The 14,812-nt window shown below is 52.8% G+C and carries 11 protein-coding genes; 2 read left to right on the top strand and 9 right to left on the bottom strand.

Annotated features, from left to right (window positions below):
- Positions 1 to 210: 210 nt before the first annotated feature.
- Complete coding sequence (locus PT964_RS08350) at positions 211 to 1,359, top strand: GntR family transcriptional regulator (protein WP_274362889.1); 1,149 nt, start codon at positions 211 to 213, stop codon at positions 1,357 to 1,359.
- 26 nt (positions 1,360 to 1,385) lie between these two features.
- On the opposite strand, the gene PT964_RS08345 is transcribed toward PT964_RS08350, so the two are convergent.
- The 3 genes from PT964_RS08345 to PT964_RS08335 all read right to left on the bottom strand — a co-directional run bounded on the left by PT964_RS08345 (position 1,386) and on the right by PT964_RS08335 (position 4,707).
- Positions 1,386 to 2,315 carry a metallophosphoesterase gene (locus tag PT964_RS08345; protein ID WP_274362888.1) on the bottom strand — a complete coding sequence of 310 codons (930 nt, stop codon included), beginning with the start codon at positions 2,313 to 2,315 and terminating at the stop codon, positions 1,386 to 1,388.
- Positions 2,312 to 3,097: a Cof-type HAD-IIB family hydrolase gene (locus PT964_RS08340; protein WP_274362887.1), complete on the bottom strand. Its 786-nt coding sequence runs from the start codon at positions 3,095 to 3,097 to the stop codon at positions 2,312 to 2,314. The genes PT964_RS08345 and PT964_RS08340 overlap by 4 nt, the downstream gene beginning before the upstream one ends.
- A 452-nt stretch (positions 3,098 to 3,549) precedes the next feature.
- The gene (locus PT964_RS08335) at positions 3,550 to 4,707 is read right to left on the bottom strand and encodes a GntR family transcriptional regulator (protein WP_274362886.1); all 1,158 of its coding nucleotides are present in this window, start codon (positions 4,705 to 4,707) and stop codon (positions 3,550 to 3,552) included.
- A gap of 157 nt (positions 4,708 to 4,864) precedes the next feature.
- Between PT964_RS08335 and PT964_RS08330 the strand changes: the two genes are divergently transcribed.
- Positions 4,865 to 6,241, top strand: coding sequence for a metallophosphoesterase family protein (locus PT964_RS08330; RefSeq protein WP_274362885.1), 1,377 nt, complete (start codon positions 4,865 to 4,867; stop codon positions 6,239 to 6,241).
- Positions 6,242 to 6,316: 75 nt separating this feature from the next.
- Here the strand turns inward: PT964_RS08330 and PT964_RS08325 are convergent, their stop codons facing one another.
- The 6 genes from PT964_RS08325 to PT964_RS08300 form a co-directional block, all read right to left on the bottom strand.
- On the bottom strand, positions 6,317 to 7,705 hold the full coding sequence (locus PT964_RS08325; RefSeq protein ID WP_274362884.1) for an ABC transporter substrate-binding protein: 1,389 nt from the start codon (positions 7,703 to 7,705) through the stop codon (positions 6,317 to 6,319).
- 109 nt (positions 7,706 to 7,814) lie between these two features.
- Positions 7,815 to 8,759: a carbohydrate ABC transporter permease gene (locus tag PT964_RS08320; RefSeq protein WP_274362883.1), complete on the bottom strand. Its 945-nt coding sequence runs from the start codon at positions 8,757 to 8,759 to the stop codon at positions 7,815 to 7,817.
- Positions 8,740 to 9,588 (bottom strand): carbohydrate ABC transporter permease, encoded by an 849-nt coding sequence (locus tag PT964_RS08315; protein ID WP_274362882.1) that lies wholly within the window; start codon positions 9,586 to 9,588, stop codon positions 8,740 to 8,742. Before PT964_RS08315 ends, PT964_RS08320 begins: the two co-directional genes overlap by 20 nt.
- Entirely contained in the window at positions 9,585 to 11,861 is a 2,277-nt protein-coding gene (locus PT964_RS08310; RefSeq protein ID WP_274362881.1) for a DUF5696 domain-containing protein, read from the bottom strand. The genes PT964_RS08315 and PT964_RS08310 overlap by 4 nt, the downstream gene beginning before the upstream one ends.
- A complete protein-coding gene (locus PT964_RS08305; protein WP_274362880.1) occupies positions 11,848 to 13,959 on the bottom strand; it encodes a YIP1 family protein in 2,112 nt (703 codons plus the stop codon). The genes PT964_RS08310 and PT964_RS08305 overlap by 14 nt, the downstream gene beginning before the upstream one ends.
- 12 nt (positions 13,960 to 13,971) lie before the next feature.
- Positions 13,972 to 14,811: a carbohydrate ABC transporter permease gene (locus PT964_RS08300; protein ID WP_274362879.1), complete on the bottom strand. Its 840-nt coding sequence runs from the start codon at positions 14,809 to 14,811 to the stop codon at positions 13,972 to 13,974.
- Between the last annotated feature and the right edge of the window lies 1 nt (position 14,812).

Genomic DNA, 14,812 nt, shown 5'->3' with positions numbered 1-14,812 from the left:
TTCTCTAGTTGTATTAAAAGTACCAAACAATATATCAAACTAAACTCTATACTTTGACTTTAAGACAAGTTAGAGGTGCGGTCAAATTAAGATATTGTTAAGCAAACAAGGTTTTTAACCGAAATTTTATATTTGACTTCAATTGTATTAAATGTATTATATTATTGAATGAAGATCGTCAATAACAGCGATTCTGAAAGGTGAACTCGGATGGACCATTTTCTCTCGCCGCCTTCTTCAGGCACACCGCTTTATAAACAAATAAGGGCATATATTTTAAAACAAATACACGACAACGTCTGGAAGCCCGATCAGCAAATTCCGTCCGAGCACGAATTGGCCGAACAATTCCAAGTCAGCCGAGTTACGGTGCGCGGCGCATTGAAGGAATTAGCCGAAGAAAACATCATTTACCGCATGCGAGGCAAAGGGTCCTTCATTCACTCGGAAGCGGCCATGGCAACTCAAATAAAACAGAACAGCTTGGAAGGTTCTCGATTCGTTGCCCTGCTGATCCCAAGGCTGGATAACCGGTTTACCGCCAATGTCGTAAGCGGCATCGAAGAAGTGCTGTCCGCTCAAGGCTACCGGCTGCTCGTAGCCCGAACGCACGATTCCAAGGAAATCGAGAAGAAGCAGCTTCATGAGATGGTTCGGCTTGGAGTGAATGGGATTATCGTGTACCCGGTTTCGGATGAAACCTACAATGAAGACATTCTGAAGCTCAGCCTTAACCGGTTTCCGCTTGTCGTCATCGACCGGTATTTGCGGGGAATCGAGACGAATTGCGTATGCTCCGATAATATCCAAGGCGCGAAAACCGCAACCTCCTATTTGCTCGAACACGGACATAGCAAGATCGCTTTCATTTCCTCGAACAAAATTACGACAAGCATTGAAGACCGCCTGTTCGGATACCAGCAAGCATTGTCCGAAGGGAATATTCCTTTGAATTCCGGTTATCAGCTGTATCTTCAAGCCAATCAAGGAAAGCTCAGTTCCGGCTATTTAGAAGATTTGCAAGCATTTTTCAAGGATCATCCCGAGGTTACGGCTTGTTTCGTGACGCATTATTCCATCGCCTTTCACGTCATTCATGTGTTGAAGAGCATGGGGAAGGCCGTCCCCCGCGATCTGTCCGTTATTTGCTTTGACGATTACGAAGGCTCCGAGCATGCGGAAGTTCCGCTCACTTGCGTAGAACAGCAGGAGTACCGGCTCGGACAACAATCGGCGGAATTATTGATCGCGAATATTGAATCCGCCGGGCAAGAACGGGGCATGGTCAAGCTCCCCACAAACTTCATCATTAGAAGCTCGGTAAGCCGAAGAAGCGAACAAGGCCCTTCCTCGCATTGAGGAAGAGCCTTGTTTTTATTGTGTATTTATTCGTTCGGGTAACGTACCGAGCTCCAATCCGCGGATACCTTAGGCAGCGCCACCCGATATCCGGGCTCCTCTTCATAGCTTCCGGTCTGCGGATGCATGACGGAAAGCTCATAGCCGCCGCCGTTCTCCAGAAAGGTCATGATACGGAATCTCCCTTCGCCGCCGCCGTCCGTGAACTGCCAGTTCTGGAACGATTGGAATACGGGATTTCCGTGGTCGCCGATGTCGACGCGGTAACTGACATTGCTCGGGACATGATGGCCGGAAAACACCGCAAGTACGTTCGGATGCTTTCGAAGCGATTTCTGCCAAATATCCTCGCCGTCGTTGGCGCCGAATGCGCCGGAGTACGTCTTCGGATTCAAACCGTCGTCCGTCTTCGTCCTTTCTCCATGGATAAACAAGTAGGAATGCGTAATGACGATCGCCTCATGATCCCGATGCGCTTCCAGGACGCGGTCCGCCCACGCCAGCACCTCATCCCGCGGACCGAATTCAAGAGCGAGCACCAGCAATTTGCGGCCTTCCGCATCAAGCTTGACAAACATATTCTCGGCAGCGCCCTCTTCAAACAATCCGCCGAACCATTCCTGATCTCGATACAGCTGAGGACCGAAATAACGATTATACATCGTCAGACTGCGGTCTATGTCCAGCAAGTTGTCGTAATCGTGGTTTCCCGGGCAGATCACGAACGGAACGTTCGCTTCGCTCAGCATATTCATCGTATCGGAGGCAAGGACAAACTCCTCTTCCCGATTCGCGCCGGAATCGACGATGTCGCCCAGCTGAAGCGCGATTTTGACATTCAATTCCTTCGCGTGATCCGCGATCCATCGGGCCATCGGTTCAAGCAAATGGGGGTGATGGCGGGTTGCCGTCTGGATATCGGGAATGATAAGGATAGAAAAAGCTTTACGATTCATTGTGCATGCACCGCTCCTTCGTCCGTATTAAAAAAATAACGTTTAATGACTTCGGCGACACCGTCTTCCTCATTGGTAAGCGTCGTTTCGTCCGCCGATTGCTTCACCCGCTCCTGCGCGTTGCCCATAGCCACGCCTAACCCGGCCGCACGAATCATCGACACGTCGTTCAAGCTGTCTCCGACCGCGATCGCCTCGTTCAGATCGAAGCCAAGCAGACCGCACACCTCCGCTAACCCGCTTCCTTTCGTTCTGCCTAGCGGATTGCATTCGATGTTGGTGATATGGGAATTGCTAATTTCCAGCATACGCCATGAACGGACTTCTTCATAGATATCTTTTAGCAAAGCGGCATGTTCCGTTCGGATGGCGACTTGCAGCCACTTCATGTCAAGAGCGCTAATGGGGTCCCAATGTTCGTAGTCGAATTGACCTCCGGCAATCTGTACCCAAAATTGGATTTGCCTTTCATACTTTCGCAGAACCTCGGTCATCCGTCTTTTCGTATCCTCGTTCATTTCATGGCGGCTGTGCAGCTCGTAAGGCGACTTCCACACCTCGCTGCCGTTGCTGACGATGACGGGCAGATGGAGGTTCAGCGCTTTCGCGTGCTCTATCACACCATTAATCGGTCTGCTGGTGGCCAAGATGACCTTCACTCCGGCTTCAAGGGCCGCTTGGATCCATATCCGGTTTTGCTCGGAAATTTCCTGCTTCCGGTTCAATAACGTACCGTCCATGTCCAATGCAATCAATTTGAATCGGGCCGTTTGATTCGTCATAACCGATCCCTCCTATCACTACGTTCACAGTTGTATATTTGCTATATTACAAGATAAAGAACAACTTAAGAACACTTAGACTATACTTTCAATGCAATAAAATAGTCAATCCGATTTACAAAAATAAAATAATGCGAGACCTCACTCTTTCAGGCAAATTTCCACTTGTCCTCATCCGGCGATTGGGCATGTTGACTGGCTAACAGACATGGATGCAGTTATTCAGCTTTTTGAATAGAGCTTTCAGTTTTAACGGACACAACTGCAGTTATTACCTCGAAAAAGCAGGGATTAGCACCAAAAATCGAGGAATAGCGCCTGTGGTGTCCGTTAGCGCTATGGCGGTGGGCAAATTGGCAGTATAGCGTCTGTGGTGTCCGTTATTTTGAACATTCGGTCAGTACGTTGGAAGTCTCCGATCACAAAAAAAGTGCCTTTCGGCACTCGGTTGTTCATTTGTCATATTTTCTCGGAGGTGCCGTCGACTCCCGCACGATGAGGCGCGGTTGAACAATCGCTTTATTGCGCGGCTGACGCGGTTTGTTGGCGATCGATAGCAGCATTTTGGCAGCCTCCCGCCCCACCGTATATTCTTCCTGGCATATGACCGTGGGAGGGATTGCCGAAAAAGCGGACATTTCGAAATCGTCCAGGAAGATGACGGACAAATCGTCGGGAATGCGAATACGCAGCTGTTTCGCCGCTTCCAGTAACGTCATTCCGACCGCGGAATTGGCGGCAATGACAGCCGTGATGTCCGGATTCCCGGATAAATACTCCTTGATTTGTTCCATGCTGACGGAATGGGCTCTTTGTTCCGGGAATATCGTGTTCACTTGCGCAGGGTCAAGCTTCGTCATGCACAACTGCCGGCCGACCGGGATGTTATGTTCATGCAACGCCTTTTCGTATCCCGCGATCCGGTCCTCAATGCTTGTCGTGCCCTCCGCATAGGTGGAGACGAACCCGATCTTGCTATGTCCGAGCTCGATCAAATATTTCGCAGCCTGATAAGCGCCGTTCACATTGTCGGAGCATACGTAGTTCGTCTCCACACCCCTGATGTAGCGGTCAACGACAACGACCGGAAAGTTATTTAGCGTCAGCTTCAGCAGTTCCTCATTGTAAATTTGGCTATAGGCAGGGTAAATAATGATTCCTTTGACGCCGATTTGAACCATTTGCTTTAGAAGCTTAATTTCAAGCTCCTGAGAGTCTTTCGTTTCGCAAAACAGCAATCGATACCCCGCTTCCGAAAGCTCGTTTTCGATCCCGTTCAACAGGTTCGCCGTGAAGCGATTATCCGAACGCGGAACCAAATAGGCCACCGTTTTGTCGATATATTGCGCCGGTTTATATATCGGCTCCTCGCCGGATTTTTTCGGAGAAACAAAGGAGCCTTTCCCTTGGATGCGGTAGATCAGCCCCTCTTCCACCAGCTGTTTAAGGGCATTCTTGATCGTGATTCGGCTCACGTTAAATTCGGCGGCGAGTTCGTTTTCCGACGGAATTTTGTCGTTCGGCTGCCAGTCCATCCGGGTGATATGATCCAGAACATAATCCCGGATCTGCTTATATAACGGAGTTCGAACCGCTTCATCCTTGTTCATGCCGCCGCTCCTCATTCATCTTTGTAATGATTTTGTAAATCGATTGACACTCGTTCATTTCAAAACCTATACTTCACTTTGCAACGTTCTATAACAAGTTTACAAGACATATAACAAATATACAACTTAGAATAGCGTTTAGGGAGGAGTTAAACCGATGACGCCAAATATGCGTTTCGTTGTCATGGGCGACCTGCATTATGTGCAGGAGCAATCGCATCAGGAAGCATTGAACGGACGTCCGAAGGGAGTAACGGAGCTCGCCGATGTGACGAGAAATTTGTGGTTTACCAAACATGTGACACCGAAGATCATCTCCGGTATTGCCGCATTAAAGCCGGACTTTGTCGTACAAACCGGAGACATTATTCAAGGACACTGCGACGATGAAGCGGGCGGATTGCGGGAGATGCAGGAAGCGATGGAGCTTCTTGAGGAGCTTCGCTGCCCTGTTTTTTTTGCGCTTGGCACGCATGACGGCATTCCCGGCGGGCCCGAAGGCTTGCAGGTCGAACGCTTCGTATATCCCGCGATCGGCAAGGCATTAGGTACCGCTCCCGTTTCCAAGGGGTATTACACATTTGAAAAAGCGGGCTGTTTATTTATCGTCCTCGATTACACCACATTCGTCCGCAACGGCGACCAGGAAGCATTCATCAAGGAAACGTTCAGCTCATCAGGCCGCTATGAGCATGTATTTGTATTTGCCCACCCTCCGCTTTTTTGTGTGGGCAGACCGTTTTTTACGCATTTCGATTTTGCCGGCACAGTTCTAAAGCAAATTTCGGAGCATCCTGTCGATGCTTATTTCTGCGGGCATACCCATAATCAGGTTACAACGTTGCACAAAGTCGGCGAGTATTGGCTTCCGCAATTGAAAAGCACGGTTCTCGCTTATCCTGACCGCGCTCCGGTTCATCTAAGCGAGGTTAGAAGCCTCTTACCGGAGCCCTCCACATTCGAATACGGCTGGGGCTATCTGGAGGATTCCGCTCCCGGCTGGTGGGAGATTACGGTGAACGGCGAATCGGTGCAGGCCGACTGGCACGTACTGAATCAAGGAGTGCTTGGGCAATTGACTTGGAAGCGCGGCGAAAAAGCGGTGTTCACGAGAAGGCCGGAATTTGCCGAATCGGCCGGGCAGCGGCTTCCGAACCTAAACGAAATGGTTTCGGTTCGGCTCCGGGCAGCCGGTTCCAACTGCAGAACGCCGGAAGGGTATAAGGTTTCTCTGAATGGACGCGAAATCGGGACGCTGCCTCGGCTTGAATACTTCGACAGCCGCCAATTTATGGCTATTGGGAAGGAGCACTGGCCGCTGCTAACGAATCGAAACAGGCTGTCGATCACTACCGCAGAGGAATCGATGTGTATCGGCGGATTCGTATTGGAAGTGGAAACGGCAGCCGGATGGATTCGCAGCAACGTGACCGATTATTTTGCCAATACCGACCGCTGGGATGTATGGGGGAAATCCCCGCTGGAGAAAATCGCGCCGAATCAATCCGTTTCTGTGGAGCTTACCTTTGGTTAACAAGCGGAACATGAAAAGCCTGCACGCCGAAATAGGGCATGCAGGCTTCGCTTTTGCTTTGCCGAGCGGAATTGCTTATTTCTTTTGCAGCGCGTTCACCTTCTCGTCGAGCTCCTTGCAAATATCCTCGAGCGATTTTTCGCCTTTCATGTAAGGTGCGAAAAGATTGCCGAAGAGGGCCGTTTCCGCTTGACCGGCGGCGTTCAAATAAAGATCGGTCACCCGCGGAACGTTGAATTCGATATATTTCATGAACGCGTCGACGTTTTTCCCCTCGAGCTCGGGCTGTTCCTTCCAATACGATTCTTGCTGCAGCGACTTGAGCACCGGAACCGCGCCCAGCATATTGCCGGAGAACGCTTTATGGCCTTCCTTCGTCAGCAAGTAAGCGGCAAAGTCGGTTGCGTCCTCCAGATGCTTCGTGCCCGGGTAGACGCCGTAGCCGCTCGTTCCGGAGCCGATCGCATGCTGCTTCGGCAGCACCGGGAACGAGATGACGTCCCAATCGAAGCCGTTTGCCTGCGCGGCGTTGACGACTAGCCCGACGTGCGGTCTAACGCCGAAGAAGAATGCCGCTTTTCCTTCTTCAAATTTGGGGTACGACTCTGCGTACTCGTTGGCCATGACACCTTCCTTCATCAAATCAAGCACGGTCCGGAACGCTTCAACGGTTTCCGGTCTTGAAAAATCGGCGAGTCTCGTCTCTTCGTTGGCCAGTGGGTACCCGCCCAAGCCGAGCGCGAACGCGGTCCAGTTCGGTAGCCAGTTCACGTCGCCCGCGTTTCCGGTTTGTATGACGTTGCCGTTTGCATCCTTTTTGGTCACGGCTCTGGAGATATCCACAAACTCTTCCCAAGTCCAGCCGTCTTGCGGCATCTCGAAGCCCTCGTTCTCCAGCAGCGTCTTGTTGACGAACGTAACCATCTGGCTGTGATCCCGCGGCGAGAAGTAGTATTGGCCGTCAAACAGACCGTAGGAAAGCATGCCTTCCGAAACGTCGCTCAAATCGACTTGCATGCGATCGAAGGCGTCATTGAGCGGCGCCAGCAAGCCTTGCTCTTTAAACATGTTGACGAAGCCGTCAGGCAGCCAGTAAATATCCGGCGCATTCCCCGCGGCCGCCATGCCCGGGACGTTGCCCGAATGCGTGCCTACCAAATATTCGAACGAAACATGCGGATGCGTCTTCTGGAATTCCTTCGCAACGGCTTCGAACGCGATTTTGTCCTCTTCGCCGAGCGTTCCGATGGTGAGCGTCACCGGATCCTTCTTCACCGGCTCCGAACTAGGCTCGGATTCGTCGACAGGGGCCGGCTCGTTCCCGCTCGTTTCCCCCGGCGTTTCCGCTGTCGATTCGTTATCGGCAGGAGTATTCGTGCCCCCTCCGCCGCAAGCCGCAAGTAATGAAATCGTCAATATGACCGTCATCGTAAGAAAGAAAAGCTTCTTCAACCCCGTTTTCATTGCTTCATCCTCCTTTTATATTCTTATTGCATAAACCTTGATTTTATAGAACCGTTCCGATCCGAGCCGTTCCGAAGGTTACCACCTCCTTAAAAAAGCTGCTCCTTGACTAATCGCCGGCAAGCCCCGTCCTTTCGATCCCTTCCACCAAATACCGCTGCCCGATCATGTAAACGAGAAACTGCGGAGCAACGATAATGACCACGGCCGCCATCAGCATTCCTTCGTTGAGATTCGAGTTGACCGCGCCTTTCATCACATAATCGTAGTTGATAATATCCAGCATCCACGGCATCGTGAACATGTCGCTCTTATTGGCGAAATACCGGGCGAAAAAGTTGTCGTTCCAATGCCAGACGAGCGAAAACATGGCGACGACGAAGATCGCAGGCTTGGCGAGCGGGAGCATAACGCGGGAAAATACGGTGAAGCCGCCTGCTCCGTCGATGCGCGCCGCCTCGTCCAGCTCGTTCGGCAGCCCTTTGAAAAATTGGGTAAAAATGAGCGTGAACAAGGCGCCGCGAATGCCTTGCGCGAACAACGCCGGAAGAATCATCGGCCAATACGTATTGATCAGCTCCCACTTCGCGTACATCGAATAAAAAGCGATGATCGTCGTCTGCGGCGGTACGATCAAGCAAACGAGCAGCAAAACAAAGATTAAGCCGGAGCCTCTGAATCGATATCTGCCGAGCCCGTAGCCCGCGATCGCGCACGAGACGATTTGACCGAGCATCGGGACGACCGAATGAACGAGCGTATTCCGAAATGTAACCGGAAAGTTCAAGCTGCGGTACGCATCGGCATAGTTTTGCCAGTAGACGGAATTGGGCAGCCAAGCGACGCTGTCGTCCAGCAAATCCCCCACCGACATCGTCGAGCGGCTGACCATATAAATGAACGGCAGCAAAAATATAAATCCGAACTCCAGCAGAACGATATAGACGAGACATTGAAATCCGAATTTTTTCGTCTTCTGCGTGTACCTCAGAATCAGGTTGCGCTCATTCAAGTACGCTTTCGCTTGCGATAAACTAGCTTCCGGCTTTATCACTTCCTAATAGCCTCCTTCCTATTGCAAATAGGACCAGAACAATCGCCAGCACGGATAAGAAATAAATCCAGCTGACCGCCGCGGCGACCCCGAATTGAAGCTTCCCCAAGCCCCAATCATTGATCAGATTCAGCATCAAATTGCCCGGATCCGTGAACGAATCGATCAATGCATAGATGATCGTCAAAATAACGATCGGCGCCATCGAGGGCAGCGTTATTTTCCAGAAGCATTCCCAAGGGCTGGCCCCGTCGATCTGAGCGGCCTCGTATAAGGAACGGCTTACCGATTGCAGTCCGGCCAGAAATATGAGTATTTCGACGCAGCTTTTCCACAGCAGCTCGCCCATTCTGGAGAACGTTTCCTCACCGACGAAGTCGGCAATGAGAAATGCCGCCCCGCCGAACTGATCAATAAGCGAAAATTCGGAAGCCCCGTTGGAGTTCAGAATGCTGATCATCAATCCGCTAATAATGATCGGCGTGAAGTACACCGTTCTCCAGAAGCGTTTGCCGGCAATATTCCCGTTCATCAAAACCGCCGCAATGAGCGAGAACACGGAGATGAGCGGCGCATCGATCAGCGACCGGACCAATTGATCGCTGTATTTTTGAAAAAAGTTCACATCGGCTATGGCCGTTTTGTAATGCGCGAACTGATTCCACGTGCCGTTCAGCAGGTTATTGACCTTAGCCTCCGTTAGGCTGATCTTCATGCTCGCATAGAGCGGGTACAGCATGAACGCTAGAAAACCGATGATCCAAATCGAAACGAACGCGTATCCCTCGACGACTTTTTGACGCTCCAAACTGTAGCTTCTTCGTTTCACCCGCCGTCACCGCCCTTGCTCACCGCATAGCCTAGCGGCTCAAGATGAATCCTCTGCTGCGTCACCGCATGATCGTTGTAGTTGACCCAAACGTGCGTGCCGTCTTCATACGTCGTTCGGAACACGCCGGCCGCAAGCCGTTCATGCCCCGTGATCCGCCGGGACGCCACCGGCTTCAGCGCCTCGTTCCACGCCTCGTAAGCTTCTTTGACGGCCGGAAGCCAAGTGTCGTACTGCGAGCTGAACAACAAATCGTAATTCGTATATCGAAGGGCGGTCGTCGTCCGGTACGTCAGCTCAAAAGCGGGTACCGCGCCGTACTCGATCGCCTTCAGCAGCTCCAATCGGGCGTCGTCGCTCCGATTTAACGCGGAGGAGTAATAAGGCACTTTGCCGTGGTACATCATTTGCAGGAACGGGACGTGCTCATCGAGCAAGTAATTGGGCGACGAACGGAGCGGAATATCGAGCACCCGGTCCGCATGCCGCACCGCGTAATCGTTGCCGTAATAGACGCCTGCGGAGCCGAGCTTCTCCTTCGCGGTGTCGATCCAACGCTCGTAAACGTTCTGCGTCTCCCAGCGGCGTAGCGGATGCGAGCCGTTATAGTCGCTCAATAACGCTTCGCCCGCATAACGCAAATTGATCGATGCGACTCCGAGCGAGCTCAGCTTTTCGAAGCTTTGCCGTACATAATCGCGGTCCGCCACAACCGGGCTTACTTTGTGCCACGCCGAATTGCGGTAATACCAGCCTGCCGCCGAATACGGATAATAAACAAACTGGCGTCCGTCGGGCCTTCTTACGGTATCGGTCCGCAGCTTAATCCCGTCGCGCTCCTTGCGGTACACATCCGAGTAGTTATCCTCCAAAGAGACGGCAATTCCGTGATCATCCGTCCATTGCAGAAGCTTCTTTAGCCCGCTTTCGCCGCCGAACGCTTCCTCCACGGGAAATCGGCGAGGAAGGCTTCCGAAATAACCGCCGTTGTACCAGCCCTTCAGCTCAGCAGAGAAGCTGCCGATCCCGCTTTCCATCAGCTCCTCCATCATCGCTTGCGCTTCCGCGAACGTCGTCATCGTCTCCATCCGCTTGGAATAGCTGTCCCCTCTGCTCTCCGCGCCGAGAAATATTTGCACTAGCGGAGGCGCCGAACCGCCGGCGCCGTACGGGCGCTCAAGCAAGCGATTGCCGGCAAGCGCCGCCAAATCCGCGTAGGTCGTTGCAGCTTCTTCGGCAAAGTCGAAGCGAACGACCCGATCGGACCGAATTCGGCCGCGCTCGATCTGCTGAATGACGTTGCTCTCGAGCGATTCGCCGTACGAGGTTTCGAACTGCTTGCGGAGCACGAACTCAAAGCCGCCTCGGAAGAACGGAATGTTGCGGATGCCCGGCGGGTTGACGGTCACCTTGGCGTCCGCCGCCCCTTTCTCAATCGTCTCTACGAAACCGCCCCCGTCTTTGACGACCCCGAACGCCGCGGCGGCGATCGTTTCGTCTTGCGGCCGGCCGCCGCTCATTGTGTCAAAGGTCGTATCCGTCCCGTAAATCCACTTGGAATATTCCGTGTAGGCGGCTTGATTGTGCAGCCGGTTGAAGTAGATCAATGCTCCGCTGCCGTCCGGGACGACCATGTAGCCTTCGTCACCTGGCCGCGCCGCTCCGAACATCGGCAGCACCCGGATCGATACGATTGCGCTCCTGTCGCCGCTTTCGCGTATGCCTTCATCGGGAATCCGCACCGTAAAGCCGCCGTCTTCCAGCACAAAGTCCACGATAAACCCAAGCTTCAGCTCCTTGAGCTCGTATTGAAATTGAATGCCGTTATTGATCTTGTACGCCTTCCATGACGTGTCTTTATTGTTCACGCCGATTAACTGCGTCTTCGTATAATCCGCCGTATAAACGACCTCGAACGGAGAACGGATGTTGCGCGCGATTAACGGCCTGACTTCAAGGCCTTCCGTGTCGGGGACGCTCGACCAGGTGCGGCCTGTGGCGGCGTCTTTGATCGCAATCACCTGGTTTTTCACGTCGGCCTGAAGCTCGTAACGGCCGTCCGACGCATACGTTCTGAGCCCCTCCTCCATCGGAAGCTCGGCGCCTTCCGGCCGCTCCGCAGAAATAAAGGAAGACGGATCGGCGGTAAACTCGATTTGATTTCCGGAATCGGGAACGATCCACCATACGATCCAAATCGCAAAGAGCAGAAAGACGATCCATTTGACGAATCGAGACAACCGTTTACGGATCAGGAAATTAATAGCCGACATAGGCAGCCTCCCTTGCAATCGCCCGCACGAAGTCGACGAAATTCATCCCCAAGCCGAAGACAAGCATGAACAGCAGTACGAAAATGACGCAGCTTACGGCGGTGACTCCCATTATTCCGATCGCTTTCCCCGTTTCGTAGTTGTGCGTTTCCTTGACGCTTACATAGAATAGAAAGACCGACCATAGCAGCAGAACCGTTTCAAACAACTGAATGAAATGCTGCTCTTTGAACGTTAAGATGTGGGTCAGCAGATTGATCGGTATCGAAAAAAAGATGAACGGCGTAAAGTTGTATGCGGTAGCGATAAACACATCTCTCCACCGGCCTTCGCCGTCCGTAATGGTGGCGATGCCGAAGCTGGTGACGCTCCAGATGATCCAAATCAGCAGCGGCTGAAGGATGACCTGCTCCCAATTGACAAATTGCGGAGGGACAGGTTCATATAAGAAGCTAACGAGCCAATAATCCGAAGTGAACGCGAGTACGAACAGCGCCATCAGCGCGGCCGCATGACTCCATTTCCCTTTGTCCTCGTAACGAAGCTCCTCGTAACCCAGGAACGGGTGCATCATGACCCGATAAGCGTACCGGATGACATCGAGTGCCCGAAGGACGGACTTCATCATTCGCGACTTTCGGATCCGCCCCCGCCAGCGTCCGCCTATTTTCCTTCGATACTTGAAAAAAACATAAACGACAATCAGTACGGCCACCGCGCTTGAGGCTATCATATCGAACCGTTCCTTCACATACTGCCTGCGGTATTCATAGAACGCGTCGGAGTACCCGCCTTTGTCGTACGCTTCACGAAAGTAACCGAGCGCATCCGCATAATCGTCTCGACGCATTTCGATTTGTCCCATCGCCTGCAGCGCCAGTTCGTAGAAGTTGTTGTAGTCCCGCACCTGCCGCCAAGGCTCGAACGACTCCCGATACTTGCCTTCGCTATACAGCTCATTGGCTTCATGAACCAAGCTGCTGAACTGTGTTTTGCGAAACTTGAGGACAATGTTCAGCATCTCATCGAGCACGTATAAATTTCCGCGGCTGTCCGCTTCAATGGCGACCCCCGACAGCGTGTTTCCTACACCCTGTCCGTTGCTGCCGAAGGCGAACAACGCACGCCCGTCTACATCGTACTGGTACATGCGGCCGAACGTCTGGTCCAGAACCGTCATATTTCCCTGCTCGTCGATCGTTGCATCGATGAAGTTTTGTGTCTTATCCGTCTTCCAGCTTAACGATTGATCTGCAAAATTTCGGCCCGCATCCGGATAAATGTCGCCTCCGACCATATTGAACTTCCGGATCTGCTTCGAGGCTGCGCCCGTCGTAGTAGCGTAAATGTATCCGTCCGGAGCGAGGGCGACATTATTGAAGGAATACGGCAAGTTCACATAGGTGCCTGCGCGCTGCTTCTGGTCGTATAAAAACCGGATCAACGAATCGAACCATGTCGCCTCTACCCGGTTTCCGCCGAAATAGCCGCGAAACCCGCCTTCCCGATCCAGCATCAGCAGCCCTTTATGGTCGCCGCTGTTTACGACGTAAAAATATTTGCGCGAATCGACGATCACCTTGACCGGCTGATATTTGAATTGGTCGCCTAGCAGCGGCGAGGCCGGCTTCCCGATCTCTCGGACAAACCTTCCTTCGGCGTCGTACTGCACGATCCGTTGCTTCAGGCTGTCCGTGACATAGATGCCGCCCTCCTCATCGACGAAGACGCCGGTCGGAGAGGTGAGCGCAGCCGGCCCGTCTTGTTCGCCGCCCGCACCGACGATGAGCAGCACGTTGCCGTCTTCGTCCAGCTTGACGACCCGCTTGTTTTCCGTGTCCGCTACGTACAAAGCATCATTGCGGTCTACGAACAAGTCCTGCGGCTTCTTGAAGCCTCCCGCTTCATCGTTGTCGAGGGAAATATAGCCGTCAGGAACGTAAGGAGCCGGTATTTTTAAGTAATAATTGTCAGGACTGATATAGTAGTTCGGGTATGGAGTCTCCGCCCGCACTACTCCGGCGGCTGCCGAGATCGCGATGAGCAGCATGGCGGCCAGGAGGGACGTAACGGAACATTTGATTAAACCATGCGGCATGCTGCGCCCTCCTTAAGACTTGATTCCCGAATGCGCCATCGTGGAAAGCACCTGACGCTGAAACAGAACGAAGATCAATACGGTCGGAACCGTCATGATGAAGGTCGCGGCGGCGTTCGCCCCGGCGCGCGCCACCCCTTGCCCGTTTACCGTCGACAAGTAATACGGCAGCGTCTTCATTTGTTCGGACTGCGTGAACAAGGCGGAGGAACCGGCGTCGTTCCACACCGCGGTAAAGCTTAGGATGACGACAGTCGCCCAAGCCGGGCGAATGAGCGGCAAAGCGATTTGAATCAGCTGCCGCCATTCCCCCGCGCCGTCCACTCTGGCCGCTTCGAAAATTTCGTCGGGCACCTGCTCCAAAAACTGCTTCATCAGGAACAATCCGATCGGAAACGCCAGCTGCGGCAAAATGAGCGCCTGATACGTATCCATCAGCCCTAAGCTGACGATGACGAGATACCGCGGAATTTCCACTACTTCCGGAGCGAACATGAGTGAGACGACGATCAGGCTGAAAAACAAGTTTCGGCCGGGAAATTTGTGCTTGGCCAGCGGGAAGCAGGCAAGCGAGCCGAGCAGCACGGTAAGAGCGACCACGACGCCGCTGACGATGACGCTGTTAAAGAAGTAGCGCACGAGCGGAATCCGGTCGCCGCTCATGGCGAGCAGCAAATCCCTGAAATTATCGAGCGTCGGGTTTTGCACGAAAAACCGCGGAGGATACACGAACAGCTCCTCCATCGGCTTGAACGCGGTGCTGATCAAAAAAACGAGCGGCAGCATCATGAACGCGCCCAGCAGCGTCAGAAACAAAATCACGAACCATTGGCCGGCATCTATTCGTCTCATG

The organism is Paenibacillus thermotolerans (genome assembly GCF_028745515.1).
Lineage (GTDB): Bacteria > Bacillota > Bacilli > Paenibacillales > YIM-B00363 > Paenibacillus_AE > Paenibacillus_AE thermotolerans.
Note: the sequence above shows the minus strand (reverse complement) of the source record. Positions and strands in the feature narration are given on the sequence as shown.